The sequence below is a fragment of the Nostoc parmelioides FACHB-3921 genome (assembly GCF_014696625.1).
In the GTDB taxonomy this organism is placed as follows: Bacteria; Cyanobacteriota; Cyanobacteriia; order Cyanobacteriales; family Nostocaceae; genus Trichormus; species Trichormus parmelioides.
This window is the reverse complement of record NZ_JACJQL010000021.1, coordinates 61,759-79,023: the sequence shown is the minus strand read 5'-3', so window position 1 is coordinate 79,023 and position 17,265 is coordinate 61,759. Positions and strand designations below refer to the sequence as shown.

Sequence of the window (17,265 nt, the reverse complement as noted above, 5' to 3'; positions counted from 1 at the left end):
CGTAAGACAATGGCTGAAAATGTTCAAGAACAAGCAATTACATTTGAAACTGCTTTAAAAGTAGCAGATGAATCTGTATTTACCAAACATAAAAGACATTTAAAAAATATTGAAGTAGCTGTATTGCGGGGAGCTTTACAAGGTCAAAAGTATGACCAAATAGCCGCAGAATGTGACTATGCTCCAGAGTATATCAAGCATGATGTAGGTCCAAAATTATGGCAGATACTTTCATCTAGCTTAGGCGAAAAAGTCAGTAAAACAAATTTGATGGCTGTTCTCGCACAAAAAGCATCTGAAAAATTCAAAATTGAAGATTATTCTTCATTTTCTAGTCCGCAGTCCTCAGTATACAATCCCCAATCTCTTGAACTAGAATCACCCGTTGGACTGATACCATTGGATTCTAATTTCTATGTAGAACGTCCTCCGGTGGAAGCTCGCTGTTATGATGAAATTACTAGACCAGGGGCATTAATTCGCATTAAAGCACCTAGTCAAATGGGTAAGACTTCTTTAATGGTAAGAATTTTAGCTCATGCTAAACAACAAAATCATAGGGAAGTACGTACTGTAGCCTTAAGCTTGCAGCGAGCAGAACGTTCTATTTTTAATGACTTAGATAAATTCTTGCGTTGGTTTTGTGCTGCGATTACTCGCAAGCTTCAGTTACCCCATAAAGTTGAGGATTACTGGAGTGAAACTTTTGGCAGTAAGAGTAACTGTACAGCTTATTTTGAAGATTGTTTACTTCCAGATATTCATGGGGTTTTAGTCTTAGCTTTAGATCAAGTTGAAGAGGTATTTTTACACCCAGAAATTGCTGATGATTTCTTTACATTATTACGTTCCTGGTATGAAGAAGCAGCTTATGGAGATAGCGGTAATCCTCTGTGGCAAAATTTCCGTTTGGTTATTGTTCATTCCACAGAAGTATATATTCCTCTAGATATTAATAAATCCCCATTTAATGTAGGTTTAGCAATTGAATTGCAAGCATTTACTTACCAACAAGTATTTAATTTAGCCCAACTTTATATGATTAATTTATCTGAAGCTGAATTATCAGAATTGATGCAGCTTGTGGACGGACATCCATATTTAATACAACAGGCTTTATACCATCTAGCGCAGGAAGATTTGAGTTTAAAGCAGTTAATCCAAACCGCAGCTACAGATGCAGGTATTTATAGTAATCACTTGCATCGCCATTTAAGAAGCTTACAAGAACATCCGCAATTAGCAGCAGCGTATGAGGAAGTAATCCATTCATCAAATCCTGTAGAGTTGGAACAGATTTTAGCATTTAAGTTGCACAGCATGGGGTTAGTCAAGCTGCAAGGAAATCACGTTATATCCAGTTGTGAGCTATATCGGCATTATTTTGAAGAAGCTTTGCGCTCAAACGCTACAGGTAAATATGTAGATGCGTAAGTGGGATACTTCTGTTATTTGCGTCTGAAGTTGATGCAGTATTTCATTAATCAGCTATTTTGACTTTTCATTTTTAATAAAGCAATTAACTCAGCCATTTCCTCTGCAATTATTTCCGGCATTCCAAGGTGAGGAATTTGGAAATTTGGAAGCCTAATCGTTGCCTGTTCTGCTTTAAGATATGGATTTGAAGATTGTGTATATGTTGTTACAATTACCCAAATAGCTTCCTGCGTCTTTCTAATTCGCTCTTTTTGACTAATGTTTGCTTCAATCGCAGGAATATAATTCCACTCTGAAGATGTTTTCCATGCTGATAATTCTTTTTGAAGGAGTGCTAACTGTTTTTGTATTGGATTATACTCGAAATCAGTTTCTATTTCTGTGCTAAATACCCAATCTTGTATAAGTTCATGTTGTTCCCAATCGAATAATTTTTCATACTCTTCTTCTGAAATTCCCAGTTCTGTAGCTGGGTTTGTTTCCAATTTTTTCTTACGACGATCAAATTCCTGATGAGCCATAACTTTTCCGATTATGGCATCTACTGCTGTTAACTTTGCCTCTTCATGCAACTCATTAAACTGTTTCGATCCAACCACAAAATATGGTATATAGCTTCCATGAGCAACTTTAAGCTTAAGCTCCATCCAAGGTTTTCTATATTTAGGTACTCCATTTTTCTGTGTATGATACTCCAAACTTGTGTTAAAACCTTCACCTAACCCATCAAATTCAATGCACAAAATTGGCTCATCTTTTTGATTACAAATAGTGTAATCTATTGATGTTTTCTTTAGAATATTTTTTTCTTTCTCAGAAATAGATATCAGTTTTACAAATGAACTTTTGATACTTTCACCATATCCAAGCACTGCTAAACATACACGAGATGTATAATCAGATATATCAATAATATTATCTGTAGTAAAAATATTCAAATAGGGAAGATTGTGCCAAATATTATATTTGTGTCCCCATGTTCTTTGAAGTTTATCATAGTAAAAATAACGTTCAGATTTGCTTGCAAAAACTGAATTTTTAACTCCCATATAAATTATTCAGAGTTTAAAGTTATTGTTTGAATTTAAAAAGCCAGGAAAGAGCAACTAATTACAATAGTACAAATAAGGACAAGTAACTAGTCTTTCTTAAGCACTTCTCTACAGATAATCTTGAAGCAGTTTAAACATAAGATATCAATAGTTATCTTTTTGAATACTACTTCAACTAAGAGCTAAAGCAGGCTAGATATCTATTGTACGCAAATTTTTTTGTGTTTAGTTTCTATTTGAGATAAAAGTGCGTGAGGCAAAAAGCCTCACGCATCTTATATTTTACGTATTATTTAGATTGCGTTAACTAATTCAAACCCTCCACACCGAAGTAATTAGCCAACGTCAACACAACCTCCTGAGTCAAACCCTCAGATAACTCTGGCAAATAAACGCGGATGGCATTCCTCGCAGCAGCATCGAATTGGGCAGCGTGAGCCGTAGCATTACGGACAAATGGCTCAACTAATTTGATTAATTCGTAACTGCTGCTCAAGTCAGTATTCTCAATCGCCCGATCTAGAGGTGGGGCTGTGGGGTCGGGGAACTCTGGGAGAATGCGGCTGACGAAGGTAACGCGGTGGAAAATGCGCCAGCAAGCGGGGCCGCCTTGGGGTTGTCGTGCTTGACGCAGTGCGATCGCATTGGGGGAATTACTCTCTTCTAACCACTTGCGGTCAACAACGGTGTTAAAGAAGGTGTCGTAGTTTTCCGTATTGGGAGTAAGGTAAAAGCTTAAGAAGCGGTAAGCGTTGACTTTACCAGGAGCATCTAAAGGATTGCCGTTGGCATCATACACCCGAATGGGACGACCAACTTCGTCTCGCATCAAGTTACCTCTGTCATCCATTTGAAATCTCTGTAAGTCAGCTTGGGTATTGTTTTTGACTTCAATTTTGAAGGATTGACTTGCTTCTTTAGTTTTGGATTTGGTGAGGTTTAAACTGCCACCAAAAGATGCTTTTGCCTCCAAATCTAAAGTGACACTACCTATTGCAAAAGAACCGGAAGCATTTATACTACCGTTACCTGTAAAACTATAAGCCCCACTGGTACTTTCTTGTTGGACATCGGTTGTTTCTGTCGATTCAGCGTAGAGTCCACCGTCTGCTGTCCAGATATAGCTGTTGACTAAGTTACGTTTACTGTATTGCTCTGGCAAATTGTTGTTGTTAGTCAAAGCATCAACTAAACCAGTGATGGCTATCCCAACGGCCAACCCAGTCGGCCCACCAGCAGCTAAACTTGCAATTGTGCCATTGTCTGCTCCAACTCCAATACCAGCTGCACCAGGGGGTGTGGTGCGAAAGTCTTCGTAGTAGGTACGTAAGCGGGTTTCTTCGGACTGGATGCGTTGGCGTAGGGTGTAAGCTTCGCTGGGTTTGAAGTAACTTTGTTCGCGGTAGCCTGTCAAACCTCTATAATCTGGATCTAAAACTTTGCCGTTTTGATCATAACCGACAGCACCATCTAGTGTGCCTTGTTTGGTGTAATCAGGTTTGATAGGGAAAGGAATAATATTGGTATCTTTGGGAATATTCGGATTAGGAATCATCCTGAAAGATACTAGGGCGCGGTTATGTGCCAAGCGGATGGCATACATATCGGCAGTTTCCGATTCCACTAGAGCAAAGCCTAAGTTTGATGGTTGATAACGACGAGGCATCGCTTTGTTAAGGCGTTTGTTGATGTCTGGGTCTTCCCAAGCGCCACCCAAACCCACAGATGTCATTTTGCTGACATTGGTTTGGTTACTTTGTTGCTGGTTACTCGACCATTTCAACTCGGTGTCTAATTTGGCTGAAGCACCAAGTTTAACGCTGGCTGCAAGAATATCCCTAGTGATAATTCCAAAACCCAAAGGAGCAGTTACAGAATCAATATGCTGACTAACTTCTCCAGATAAGGATGCTTCAAAGGAGGAATTGAAACTACTGTCTCTAATAGCAGATAAAGTGTAAGAAACGCTATCAGCTTCGACAAATTCTACAGTAGTACTATCTACATAGTCGCGTACCGAATCATCGATAGGGCCGGCGGTGAGGTTCTCGGAAGGAACGGGGGGCGCACCTTCGATGTAACCTTTGATTTGTGGGGCAAATTGGACTTGACTCACCCATTCTGTAATTAAGTTACCGACTTTGTAGCCTGTGAGCAAATACCATTGCCCATTGTCGATGAAGCTGTAACAGCGTTTGTGAACTCCGGTGATTTCGCCATTATTGCCTGTTTGGATGTCTGCGTATTCGCCAATACCAGGACGGCTAGTTATTTTACCGTGGAAGCGGTTGGCAATACTACCCAAAGCATTACGCACCAAGGCAATTTCATCACCTATGGGTGCTTGGGACAGGGTTTGTTTGAGAGTACTATTAGCAGATGGTGTGAGATGATTACCACGCAAACTGCTGTCATTGACGCGGGTAACTTGGGGCTCTTGGGCTGCGGGGTTGACGGGATCTGATTCAAATTCGTAGTAGGCGATGAGGTTTTCCCATTCTCCTTTGATTTGACCAAAGAGGTTATCGAGAATTTGTTCTGGGGTGCGGGACTGTTTCCAGATGCGGATTTCGTCCATCTCGCCAAAGTAGTCTTTACCCAAGTTGAATTCGTTGAGGGTGAGGTTGGGTTCGCTAATAGGATTAGTTTGCGCGGGAATACCGTTGAGGTAAAGTTCTAGTTTGGAGGCTGTGGGGTTGGGGTCTACAACCCAGCTAGCACCAAGAATCCGCGCTTCGCTGTTATCGATGGTGTTGATGGTGGTGTTCCCGACACCTTCGTTTATTAGCCATTCACCTGCTAGTTTAGAGCGATCTCCTGTCCCTTGTTGAACTTCATTGGCGGTTAAAGCACGATTCCACACGCGCAACTCGCTAATTGTACCCCGCAAGTAGTTAGGGGAACTACCAACAATCCTTTTGCCTTGAGGTGTGTCTGTCGGTACACCAAAACACTTACCTAGTTCTAAAGATTGGAGATTAGTCACGGGTACACCAGACAAAACCGGCGCATTGGGATTGAGTAAAGTCCCATTCCAATACAATCTGATACTGTAACCGTTATCAATTTTGATGGCGGTGACGGCAATTTTGATAGCAGTATTGAGACTAATGGAATTTACAGGGCTAGAAACTATTCGTTGTTCAGAATTACTATTTTCATAGGCAAAATAAAGGCTGTAGTTACTACCAGAATCTCGCTTCAAAGCCATCCATGCGGTCAATTCTGGCTGATTTCTCCCCAGTCTGCCTTTTTGCAATAAGGGATAGATATCTCGATCGAGACTGCTTAAACTCAGGGTGAGTTCAATACTCAATTGATTCTCTACACCCAAGGCTACTTGATTACCACAATCGAGGTAATTATCAACACCGTTAAAATTTAAAGCGTAAGCTTCTAAGTAAGTAGCGGCAATATGTTCCCAAGAATTTGTCCACAGGATTTGACTGGTAGAAAGGTAGCGGTTTCGCACTCCGGCAATTACATTGTAGGCTTTGAGAGGAGATTTTATTTGTTGGGGATTGCCAATAATTGTGCCATTGTTAGCCTGATTGCCAGTGCGATCGCTCACATTGCGATTCTCAAAGTAGTAGTAAACAAGTAATCTTGCTTCGTTGCCATTTAACCGACAATCTTTGTAGATATTAATTTCCCCAGCACTGCGTACCCCTTGCCAAATACGGATTTCATCTATTCCCCCTTGGAAGAAGAAGGTTTTACCAGGGTTATTCATCACCCCAATTAATAATCTACCTTTACCTTGATAAGTCGTCGGGGCAATATCTTTGGCAACCTCTACGCCATCACGGTAAATTATTCTTTGACGAGTCTGGATATCGAAGGTACAGGCGTAATGATGCCATTGATCGTCATTAGCTAGGTCTTGCTCCGTGTTTAAATCATTGCGGTAAAAACCAAAGCTGAAACGATGGTTTTGTCGAAAACCGATGTGTAATTGTTCATTGGTTCTGTCTATCCCTTGGGAGAGAATCGCTGAGAAAAAGGTATTGGCGGTGACACTAGCAGCTTCCCGTTTTGCCCAGAATTCAATGGTAAAGGACTGATTGAGCAGGTTGATATTACCAGCTTCTATGTAGTCATTAGTACCATTAAATTGCAGACCAGAGTTAACATCTTGGTTTTGAATGCCCAAACAATAATTCGATGTGGGAGAATTTTCTGAGACAATCCAAGCATGATTGATGTCTCTCCTTTCGGGACGAATCCAAGCTTCTAGGCTGATATCTCCCTGATTTGCCATCCTGTTAGCATCACCGATGAGATGACCAGTTTCAATTTTCAATGCATTTCCGGGGGCTGCTGTCACCCAAGCATTGGGTTGGGATACCCCAGTCAGAGGACGAGTAGCGATGTTCTCGATGTTGTTAGCGTTGGTCAAACCTGCAACTTCTACGAGAATAGAACCATATTTGAGATTATAGGGAGAGTTGAGGGCAGTGCCTTGATTACTGAAACTGCTGTAACGGTGATAATCGTATTCGATTACATTGATGCTTGTTCCCGCAGGTATAGTTGCATCTAGGGTAATTGAGTCCACTGCTATTGTTTTATCACCAGGAGCGATCGCTTTTCGTAGCGGAATAGTCCCCGCACCAATTACCAAAACTGCACCTACTTCGTAGCGTTGTGTTGCAGGTTCAGACAGGGTAATGATATCCACCGTACCCGTTACCGATTCGACTAAACGACCGAGGTATAATACTTCTCGTGCTTGTCCGCTCAACACCTTAGCAAAACTGCCACTATTACGGGGAACTCGATCCCAAATCTCGGTAATTTGTAGGGAACTGTTAGTTAAAGTTAGTTTGCAGACATTGGCATCTAGACTATCGGCAATATTTACCGTCGTCCCATCTAAATTAGTATCGTCGGCTGCAATCACCTTCATTTCACTGCGTCCCAAACCAGGCGATCGCTCTTGCAATTTGACGCTGTTAGACAGCAAAATATTAGAGCGGGAAACATTGGTATCGTAAGCCACAGTAAAGAACTGATCGGTATTGCCGCGGAAGTACAAATTCACCATGCCATTGGCGCTTTCAAACAATTGCGGTGCATCGTTTGTCCAAGCAAAATCTAACAATCCTCCTACCACATTCAATCCACTGGGATCGATATGAATTAACCGCATAGGGAAAGCAAATTTTCCTTGCAGTTGTTTGCGTTTATCGAGTAGTTCTGCTTGTAAAGTTTGCAGTCTTTCTCTAACTACGTCTAACTGCTTTTGTAAATCAGGGATGGTTTCTGTGCGAATTTTAGTGATTTCCTGCTGAATTTGGTTAATTTGAGAATTGTAGAGGTCAATTTGACTCACAGTACTATCAGTCAGACGTACCTTAGCACTTTGATAGCTAGATATAGAGTAAGTACCACCATATCTCCTACCATCTTGGTACTCTACGCGGGAAGAACCACCAAAGTTAGGTTCATCGTAGAGGATGATATATGCTCCGGCATCTAAATCTACAGAAAAGATTGGTATCGATAACCGGGAATGTTCGCCTACCTGCAATCTTTGTTGTTGACCCTCAAAGCTAGGCAAAGAATAGACCGTTACGCCATTATTCGCTAGATTTGTTTTTAGTTGTTGTTTCTGAGATAAATTTTGCTCAAGAGTAGCAATGATTCTCATTTGATTATCAATCTCAGATTCCAAAGATGCGATCGCATTTTTTGTATTCGGAATTTCTATTTGTTCTAGCTGATTGATACGTTCTATATATATGTTTGGATTTTTCGCTGTGATATCAATTAGAGGTAAATTAATTACATCAGGAACTTGCGACAATCGACCCCGTTTAGTCACTGCAAAATCCAAAACCGCGACTTTCTTTTGATCGTTATTAGCCTTTCCAGTAGCTACCGCCACCATCACCCGCGCACTTTGTTTTGTCGGTGCAGGGTTATTGTCATAACCGGCTGATAATTCTTCTTGTTGATAGTAAAGTAACGCCGATATCCCTTTACCCGCAACAGTACGACTATCACTAAAGCTAAAACTACAACGACGAATTCCGGGATTATCGCCTACAGGTGCATCTGATTGTAACCACTGCAAATTCCCAAGAATTGTGCCATTATTCAAACTATCAGTTTGGTCGTAAACAGTTTGACCATTACCTTCATCAAATTGCCAGTAGGTAATCAATCCTGGTTCATTTCCAGCTTTACGGATATTTTGAGTTTCTGCAACTTCAATTTCTGAACGTTCCCGTCCCCAAATAGATAACTCATCAATAGTTGCAGTCAAAGAAGAAGCAGGTTGTGTTCCGCCATACAAAGAACTCACATTTCGTCCTACTACCAGGTAAGTTCTTTGGGTTGAATTGATGGGATATTTAGGTAAAAGTAAATATTGATTTTCTCTTCCCCCTGCATTGATAACTTTATCGCCAACTTGAATTCTCACCAAACCTGAATTTGCAGGTGAATTTGGTTCTGTAGGACGTACTAAGGAAATACTAATATGATTCCATTGCCCCATGTTAATTACATTGGGCAGAGAACGCAAGGTTTGAGATTTCTTAGCATTATCGTTGTAAGCAGTAACTTCTAACCCATAACCAGGGATTGTTTGTCCATCAATTAATATTTCTGTTGCTACCACGCTAACAGTAAAGATAGCATTGGGCATCCCTTCAGAGTAAATTACACCTGTGGTTTCTGGTTTAATCCAAGCAGAAATATTAAATTCATCTTTATTGATGATTTGGCTTTTAGCTTCAATATAAGTATTACCATCTAGCCGTAACGCAGTTTCTGCAAAACCTAGTTTTTCAAAAGCTGCTGGACTTTCTGTACCTTTAGTGTTAAATAATCCATCACTAGACCGTTCAATATTATAGGCATCTAGACGATTAGTCTTTTGATTATGGACAAATATTTGCCAGCGTTTGATATCAGGAATACCGGTTGGTACTTGAACTACAGCAAATCTTCCATTATTTAAGTTACGGATGAAATTTAACTCTAATGTCGGCTCATAAAATGGTCGATTATTCATATCGATAGCACCGAGGGTATCTTTGGCGCTACTTTTAAGAATTTTATTCCGACTCCGACGATAACGTACCTCGCGCGAGGTTTTGAGTTTATTACCAGAAAGGATAAATCTATCAACTAACAGAGTATTGTTAACAATCGGGATATCCTTACTATCTGCACCTTTGATTGTGATATTATTCGCGTCTTTCTCATCAACAGATTGACGGAATAAATATACATATTGTCCATCACTGAGGGCTTGAAATGGTGCATCGGCGGTTAATCTAGCTGTAGATGAACGGAATACATCAACTTCAGAGCGATTGACAGCAGGTTCACCATTTGTTTTTACTGATGGTAATACTTTATTAGGAATAATCCCAAAACCGACTTCAGCAATTTCATTAGGGAAAGTTAATAATTCTGGTGTCGGCGACCAATTTCTAGCATCAATAGGTAATGGTCTATTTTGTTGGTCAAGAACAGTGTAATAGATCCGACGCTCCCTATCCATGGCCAAGGATATCAATACCCCTGTATGCTCTACCAGAGTTGTATACTGATAAACTTTATTAGTATAGCTCTGCAAATAGTTGTCCCATTGAGGTTGCATATTTTTCTCCTATTTATTGGTTCAGTTAATGAGTATTTAACAAGTTAAATCTAAAGAACTTACACTGATAAATATTTGTGTAAGTTCTATTAGTTTAAGTAGCTACAACCAGAAAAAATTAATTTGAGTTATAGATAAATCTGGCTGATTTCTCAAGCTTAAAAAAATTAATTACTAGCTTGATTGAGTGGATAATTAACAGAATTTTCTCCAGTAGGTTGTGGAGAATCTATTTTTGCATAACGAGGATTGCAAGCTTGTGCAAATAATAAAATGCCGAATGATAAAACAAATGTAAACAGTCTGTTCCAGCGCATATTGTTCAGAGAATTTGTTAAAGTCTTCATCAGTTCAACTCCTTGATTGCAGGTGTTATGGTATCTTTATAGAATTTGCAAAGTTAAAAGTCGATACAGAAAAGTTAAGGAATTAAATGTAGAAGCTAACTTAACTTGAGACTTAACTTTTACAGCATCATGCTTAACTAGAGTAAAATCTGCAATTTTTGACGTGATAAGAATTTTCTTTCCAGCAATTGCAAGGCAATTCTTTTACCTGTACACCAGCCGTAATATCCATAAGTTGCGGATCTAGCAACAGTTTTCTCAAAACCTACAAAGTAAAGTGTAGGGTCAACAATAGATTGGCATTTACCATCTGTTTTTGGTAATAACCTATCGTTCATATTAAGATACAATTGCGGCTGTCTCAAAATTTTATTTATACCAGGACGAAAGCCAGTACCTAAAATAATTGCATTATAATCTTGTGCTACACCATTGCTAAAGATTACGCCCGTCTTTGTAAGTTGTTGAATACTATTAGAAATGACTCGAATATTTCCTTTTTTGATTTGTTTAACCGTACCTCTATCTACCCAAGCTACACGTCCCTGATTAACTTCCACATCCATTGGCCCTTTATCTTCTGCATAGATAGAGTATGCACTTAAATCTAAAGCAAAACGCTGAATAAATTTATCAGTTTCCTTGATGTCTGCTTGTAATTCTTCTAGTGAGAAATCTATGGCTTTCTCCATAGCTTCTACTCGAGAATCTATTGTATTATTATTAAACAAACGTTTAAAGTATGACCTACTGCGCCATAACCAATATTGTAGCGATCGCAGTCTCGGATAAAGAGGAAATACCCAACGTTTACCGCGAATTGACATATCTACACGTTTAGCGCCGTGTTCATATAAATCAAGTGCGATTTCTGCTGCTGAATTCCCCGAACCAATGACTAAAACCTGCTGATTTTGATAAGGAATACCATTTTGATAGGCACTACTATGAATAATCTTACCTGAAAAATTTTCTTGTTCCACAAGCTTTGGTATTACAGGTTCATTAGTTAGCCCAGTGCAGATAACAAGAACCTTGCAGCGTAGAATATCTTTAGTTGTTTGTATTTGCCAGTTATCATCTGTTTGATTCTGATTATAACTTTTAGTAATATTTTGTACTTCCTCACCAAAACGAATATGTGAATCAACTTGGAAATGATGTGCATATTCTGTTAAATACTCTACCATTTCCTCTTTCGTCTTAAATGTGGAATATTTTCCCTTACCCTCAAAAAAAGGTAAAGTAAAATAAGGATTTTGTGTAACTAATCGCTCGTAGGCGTTTTTCCAGATAGTTGCGACAGTTTCACCTTTCTCTATCACAACAAAGTTATCAATTCCAAATTTTTTTAAACTTGCAGCTACAGTAATACCGCAAAAACCAGCTCCAATAACGATAACGTCTAGTTCAGCGTTCATAAAATTGACTTTGATTGCGAATCTTAACTCTTATCTTTATAAAATTTGGTATTTCAATAGTCGATATAGATTAGTTAGGGAATTTGAGCCGTTGCCAACCTACTTAACTCTCTTTCCTGCTTCCTCTATTGATTAGTTAAGTTTGCAAGTTAAGTCATTTCCCTATCTAACTCCTTAACTTTTCTGTATCGACACTGCAATCGTCTACTTCTAAATATAAATAGTTAGACTAGTTATAACTAAAGAGTTGACATGAACTTAATAACTTTGCTGTTACGTTCTTCTTGGAAAATTCTCACTCTTGCTACCTGTATTGGGTTATTAAGTGGGGTTAGTACAGCCGGATTACTTATAACAATCAATACACATATTAATCAATCATCTCTGAGAATAATATTAATTTACAGTTTTATCGGTCTTTGTCTTGTCAAGTTTTTAACAAATATTATTTCTAAATATTTGTTAATAAATTTAGCAGAAAAAGCAATTGTAGAATTACGCCTTACATTGAACGAGAGAATTTTATCTGCACCACTATATCATCTAGAAAAGTTAGGGAAACATCGTATATTAGCTACATTAACAGACGATGTATTAGCAATTTCTCGCACAGTCTACATTATTCCTACGTTGTGTATTGATATGACTATCGTAGTGAGTTGTCTTTTGTATTTATTTTGGTTATCCCCAACGATATTTTTTCTGGTGGTCATTTCTCTATTGCTAGGAATATTTAGCTATCAACAGATTGCATACAAAGCAACCTCATTTTTTACCCTGGCTCGTCAGCAAGAAGATCGACTGTTTAAGCATTTTCAGAGTATAACTGAGGGAACTAAAGAACTAAAGCTTCACAAAGAACGACGACAAATATTTTTAAAGCAAGAACTTAGAGAAACGGCACAATTATCTAGACGCAATAATGTAGTTGGAATGACTATATTTGCAGTTGCTGCTAGTTGGGGTAATAGCTTGTTTTTTGTGGTTGTAGGATTGGTAATTTTTGCTCTACCTACTTTCCAAACTATCCCTAATCATATTTTATCTGGATATGCATTGACTATTCTCTACTTGCTTTCACCTTTAGACTACATTATGAGTGCTGTTCCTACCTTTAGCCAAGCAACTGTTGCTTTACAGAAGCTTGAATCACTGAAACTATTATTGTCGAATCGCTGTTATGAAAGTAATTTAATGAATTGGGATGAAGCAGATAATTTTTGTTACAGTTTAGAATTTTTGGGTATCACTCATACCTATCATCAAGACTCAGAAGATACAGCTTTTACTCTTGGCCCAATTGATTTGACGGTTTCGGGAGGTGAAATTGTTTTTATTGTCGGCGGTAATGGGAGTGGTAAGTCTACGCTGATCAAATTAATCTCTGGTTTATACATTCCTGAAAGCGGAAAAATTTATTTTAATAGCAAATTAGTAACTACAGAAAATCAAGAATGGTTCCGTCAACATTTTTCAGCAGTGTTTTCTGATTTTTATCTATTTGATAATTTATTTAATTTAGGTAAAAATATCGCTGATGATAAAATTCAAGACTATTTAGTTCAATTACAAGTAGATAAAAAAGTCCAAATAAGCAATGGAATCCTTTCTACCACCTTATTATCTCAAGGACAGCGAAAACGTCTAGCCTTGTTAACAGCTTATTTAGAAGACCGTCCTATATATGTATTTGATGAATGGGCTTCCGATCAAGATCCTGTATTTAAAAAGATTTTCTATACGCAGATATTACCTGAGTTGAAAAGTAAAGGCAAAACTGTAATAGTAGTTACTCATGACGATCAATATTTCTATTTATCAGATCGCATAGTTAAGTTAGATTATGGCAAGGTAAACAATGTTTATAAAAAAGTTACACCTTAAATGTAAAGTTTTTTGTTGTCTATTTATAACAAATAGAATAAGCACTAAATTCATAAACTGGGCCAAGTAAGTCCTATTCGTTTTTAGCCAGCCAGATCGGGGCAAACGTATCTAAAGTACAACAATCCTTTAATAGCAATAGTTTTTGCATTTTATAATTTAGCCTATTTTTTGATCGATATCCTTATCCAGTAAAAGTTTCATAAAAACCGTGCATTCGTACAGCCTGCCAGGTATAGCAGGCTGTAATAGATTCAAATTATAGTTGATTTAACTAGCAACAGAAGCTATTTCTGGTGAGAATAATTTGTGATTTTCAATAGCATATTTATAGCTAAATAATCCATTGTTTGACAAGAAAAATTTTTCCTCACTACCCGATATCTTGAGTACCGTGATAACGCATGGTGGTTGAATATTGTTATTGCGAATGAATTTCCTTGCAGTTGTACAGGTTTTTTCTTGATGGTTTTGTTGATAGCAACTAAAGCTTGTAACCTTTGATAGCAAAACTTTTCCACGTAACTTACGTTTCAAATGGTATCTACCTAGTTTTTGTCGAATTCGGTTTGGCATTTTGCACTCTCCTTAATAATTGTGCGTGGTTTTTATATCGCTTAAGTTTAATTTCAAGCTGACGGGCTTCTTGTTTACTTGAGGTCTTCCATACGTAAACAATTTTGAAGTCGATGCCGCGTTCTATCGCAGCACGAGTAAATGCTGCTCCAGATCCTTGTAGATGCTGCTGAAATCTTTTCTTGAGGTTCGCACATGAACCTAAGTAATAACGAGCTTGATGTTTCTCATTTCCAAGTGGACGAGATAGCTCAATCATGTAGCAGCAAGGAATTGAGGGTATTTTTCCTGACAATTCCATTTATGCTTTTTTTAGGATTATTTTGAAAACTGAGGCGTTAGCTGAGTGTGGTAGTTTACGTAGTTACGCAGTTGAGTCTTTCTTGTTCTTCTGAGGTAAGCTGCTTCCAAGCTTCATCTTTAACAGCAAGATGCCTATATATAGCACTTCTAATTTGATAATAACTGGTAGCTGATTTGAGTTTTTCTGCCAGTATTAATACTTCTTCTCCAACTGGCTGCTGTTCTGTAGCGTTACTAGTGCTGGTTTGTTCGTTTTGTTTTAGTCTGGGATTAACTTCTAGAGCTTTTTCTCTCTCTGTTGGGGGTGTTTCTAATTGTGGAAGCATACTCGACTCAACCACTTCAGATTCAGCAGTCTCTTCCTGCGGCTGCTCTTTTTCTTGGGATTTAATTTTGGCGTGATAGTCTGCGATCGCTTCGCGGAGAATTTGCTGAGGGAGTAGCCCATACCCATCAATTAATTCCTGTGTGAGTACCCCTGTTTGGTGGTCTTCTTCCCACTGAGGAGGGAATTGACAGTAGCGATGGCTTCGCCAACGCCAAGGGCGAACGCCTTTTGGAGTTCTGCGCCAGATTGATATCTGCTTTTGTTGTTCCTGTTTTTGAGCTTTAAGAAGGACTTTCCTCTCTTCGATTAACTCCAGTACCAGTTTGCAGGTCAATCCCCCAATTGGATAATCTTGTAGCTGACTGATAACTGGCTTGTATTGAGGAGAACACAGTCTGAGAAGTATTGTTACTGGAATTGCGGCTAGGTGTTGAGGACAAGTTAAAAATTCTTGGAAGTTTTCGGCTATTTTGATCGCTCGTTTTTCCTCAGAACTTCCTTTGTCCCAACCGTATGTATCGAGCAAGGTTCGGTATTCTTTCTTGCTGTAGGTGGTTTTATATTCGTAGAGTAGGAAAGCAGCGTGCAAATATTCCAGACTGCTGGTTTCGATATGTGCGGTTGGATTTGGATCTAATTGATGTTTTTGGAGATAAGAGATTGATGTGATAGTTCCTGGCATGATAAAATTCTCTTTGCATTAATTTCGTTGGTCTTAAAAGCTCGTTGGTCTTAAAAGACCACCACAAATTAAAGGCCGGGTGCCTCTGCCTTGAGAAATGGGGGTGAAGCTCGTCGGCAATTTTAACTGCCTAAGATTTCTCTTAAAAAGCATACGAATATCCGTCCTTCTTGTGAATGGGTTTGCAAAACCTATGATTGATGTCTCCAACTCTTCCGGTCTTGGTAACGATGTCAAAACTGCCTCTGGCGCGACATAATACGCGACCAACGTACTGACCCACTTTCTTCCCTGAAAGCACAACAGCTTTAACTATATCGCCAGTCTGGAAGCCAAAATGAAGCGATTGACGAGTACGATGACGGATAGGAAAGCCATACTTGTTTGTACCAGCCATTTGTCTGGTTCCCCAACCATTCGCTTTAATTAGTAGTGGCTGCAATGTTAGCAACTTAATTGCTTTAATGTCGCCAATACAAGCCGCGTCAATCCAGTGTTGCTTTTCTAGTTGAAAAAGAGTTCGATTGTACTTTGTTTGAGCACCTGTTCCTGTTGTTGTTGGCAAAATACCTTTTAGGGTATGAAAAAGTGTCCAACGAGTCGCATTAACAGCGGCAGCATCTTTTAATGGTTTTTTGGCTTGTTGTTTAATTTTCTCTAATCTTTTTGCATCTTTTTTCAAAAACTCATCAACAAGTTGTGTCCCTTTTTTAAGATTGCATCGTTTACAGCTAAGAGCTAAATTGCTGACACGATTGCTACCACCTTTGGATTTTGGATGAATATGTTCAATTTGAAGTGGCACGCCTTCTTTGTCACAGTAAACACATTTACGCCCCCACTTTTCTAGAAGATATTGTCGGACTTCGTAACCAGCGAGTTGTCCTTGCTGATATTCGATGCCATCAATCTCTGGGTTTTGCATTTTTTGCGTGTCGAATTTGACTAATTCCATAACAGTTTGAGCGATGGGTGCGTAGCGACAAAGCCGTTTTACCCAAGTTTCAACTGTGAGAACACGATGCATCAACGAAGGAGGTAGCCACCCTTCTGGTCGCTTACGGTTATCAAAACGAGCCATACGGTAACGAGTTTTGCGGCTACGACGGGATCTACGTAACGAGCGGCGGCTGTTAAGTGCGTCCTTGATGGACCAGCCCCTATGTTGTAGTTCTGCTGCCCAAATAACATTCTCCCCATCTAATAATGCTATCCCTGTAGTTTTGCTACCAGGGTCAAGCTTAAGAGTAAGTAGTCGAACAACTGGGTTATCAATTGCCTTGTGCAGCACAAGAGTGAAAGGAAATTGTCGGTAAATTGCTGCTTTATTTTTGTTAAGTAACTCTCGCGCTCTTGCGGGATGAATTGGGTTTAATGGTTGTTTATTGGTGTCAACAAGAAAAACATAATTGGTTTGCATTTCTGCATCTCCTTACGGGTAAAGTTTGCCTCGTTCATGTTTACGATCGGTAACTATCCAAATTGCACGGTCCTAAACCTCCTCGGACTTTTAACAATCTGGTTTCAGAGCCTGGGGCTGGCACGCACCCCAAGGTGAGTTCTTAAACGCTTGTCGTAAACGTAGCCCTTTAATGGACTTGAACTGGTCAACTAGAG

10 protein-coding genes are annotated in these 17,265 nt (G+C 39.1%); 2 read left to right on the top strand and 8 right to left on the bottom strand.

Going from position 1 to position 17,265, the window contains the following annotated elements:
• Positions 1–9 precede the first annotated feature (9 nt).
• Positions 10–1,434 carry an AAA-like domain-containing protein gene (locus H6G14_RS15655; RefSeq protein ID WP_190568279.1) on the top strand — a complete coding sequence of 475 codons (1,425 nt, stop codon included), beginning with the start codon at positions 10–12 and terminating at the stop codon, positions 1,432–1,434.
• Between the two features lie 50 nt (positions 1,435–1,484).
• On the opposite strand, the gene H6G14_RS15650 is transcribed toward H6G14_RS15655, so the two are convergent.
• From H6G14_RS15650 to H6G14_RS15635, 4 genes are all read right to left on the bottom strand, one after another.
• Positions 1,485–2,486 carry a hypothetical protein gene (locus tag H6G14_RS15650; RefSeq protein ID WP_190568278.1) on the bottom strand — a complete coding sequence of 334 codons (1,002 nt, stop codon included), beginning with the start codon at positions 2,484–2,486 and terminating at the stop codon, positions 1,485–1,487.
• Between the two features lie 310 nt (positions 2,487–2,796).
• Positions 2,797–10,107, bottom strand: a complete 7,311-nt coding sequence (locus tag H6G14_RS15645; RefSeq protein ID WP_190568277.1) for a LamG-like jellyroll fold domain-containing protein — start codon at positions 10,105–10,107, stop codon at positions 2,797–2,799.
• 167 nt (positions 10,108–10,274) lie between these two features.
• Positions 10,275–10,454: a hypothetical protein gene (locus H6G14_RS15640; protein ID WP_190568276.1), complete on the bottom strand. Its 180-nt coding sequence runs from the start codon at positions 10,452–10,454 to the stop codon at positions 10,275–10,277.
• Positions 10,455–10,591: 137 nt separating this feature from the next.
• Positions 10,592–11,875, bottom strand: coding sequence for a flavin-containing monooxygenase (locus H6G14_RS15635; RefSeq protein WP_190568275.1), 1,284 nt, complete (start codon positions 11,873–11,875; stop codon positions 10,592–10,594).
• Positions 11,876–12,127: 252 nt separating this feature from the next.
• Between H6G14_RS15635 and H6G14_RS15630 the strand changes: the two genes are divergently transcribed.
• The gene (locus H6G14_RS15630) at positions 12,128–13,759 is read left to right on the top strand and encodes a cyclic peptide export ABC transporter (RefSeq protein WP_190568274.1); all 1,632 of its coding nucleotides are present in this window, start codon (positions 12,128–12,130) and stop codon (positions 13,757–13,759) included.
• Positions 13,760–14,029: 270 nt separating this feature from the next.
• Here the strand turns inward: H6G14_RS15630 and H6G14_RS15625 are convergent, their stop codons facing one another.
• From H6G14_RS15625 to iscB, 4 genes are all read right to left on the bottom strand, one after another.
• Positions 14,030–14,335 (bottom strand): DUF3155 domain-containing protein, encoded by a 306-nt coding sequence (locus tag H6G14_RS15625; RefSeq protein ID WP_190568273.1) that lies wholly within the window; start codon positions 14,333–14,335, stop codon positions 14,030–14,032.
• Positions 14,304–14,594, bottom strand: a complete 291-nt coding sequence (locus H6G14_RS15620; RefSeq protein ID WP_190568304.1) for a GIY-YIG nuclease family protein — start codon at positions 14,592–14,594, stop codon at positions 14,304–14,306. Before H6G14_RS15620 ends, H6G14_RS15625 begins: the two co-directional genes overlap by 32 nt.
• 97 nt (positions 14,595–14,691) lie before the next feature.
• On the bottom strand, positions 14,692–15,648 hold the full coding sequence (locus H6G14_RS15615) for a hypothetical protein (protein ID WP_242053451.1): 957 nt from the start codon (positions 15,646–15,648) through the stop codon (positions 14,692–14,694).
• A 142-nt stretch (positions 15,649–15,790) separates the two neighbouring features.
• A complete protein-coding gene (gene iscB / locus H6G14_RS15610; protein ID WP_190568272.1) occupies positions 15,791–17,068 on the bottom strand; it encodes an RNA-guided endonuclease IscB in 1,278 nt (425 codons plus the stop codon).
• Positions 17,069–17,265 lie beyond the last annotated feature (197 nt).

What these genes read in the sequence shown, in the direction of transcription:
- H6G14_RS15625 (WP_190568273.1), bottom strand. Translation starts at nt 14,335, where the DNA reads ATGCCAAACCGAATTCGACAAAAACTAGGTAGATACCATTTGAAACGT.
- H6G14_RS15615 (WP_242053451.1), bottom strand. Translation starts at nt 15,648, where the DNA reads ATGCCAGGAACTATCACATCAATCTCTTATCTCCAAAAACATCAATTA.
- H6G14_RS15640 (WP_190568276.1), bottom strand. Translation starts at nt 10,454, where the DNA reads ATGAAGACTTTAACAAATTCTCTGAACAATATGCGCTGGAACAGACTG.
- H6G14_RS15655 (WP_190568279.1), top strand. Translation starts at nt 10, where the DNA reads ATGGCTGAAAATGTTCAAGAACAAGCAATTACATTTGAAACTGCTTTA.
- H6G14_RS15620 (WP_190568304.1), bottom strand. Translation starts at nt 14,594, where the DNA reads ATGATTGAGCTATCTCGTCCACTTGGAAATGAGAAACATCAAGCTCGT.
- H6G14_RS15650 (WP_190568278.1), bottom strand. Translation starts at nt 2,486, where the DNA reads ATGGGAGTTAAAAATTCAGTTTTTGCAAGCAAATCTGAACGTTATTTT.
- H6G14_RS15645 (WP_190568277.1), bottom strand. Translation starts at nt 10,107, where the DNA reads ATGCAACCTCAATGGGACAACTATTTGCAGAGCTATACTAATAAAGTT.
- iscB (WP_190568272.1), bottom strand. Translation starts at nt 17,068, where the DNA reads ATGCAAACCAATTATGTTTTTCTTGTTGACACCAATAAACAACCATTA.
- H6G14_RS15630 (WP_190568274.1), top strand. Translation starts at nt 12,128, where the DNA reads ATGAACTTAATAACTTTGCTGTTACGTTCTTCTTGGAAAATTCTCACT.
- H6G14_RS15635 (WP_190568275.1), bottom strand. Translation starts at nt 11,875, where the DNA reads ATGAACGCTGAACTAGACGTTATCGTTATTGGAGCTGGTTTTTGCGGT.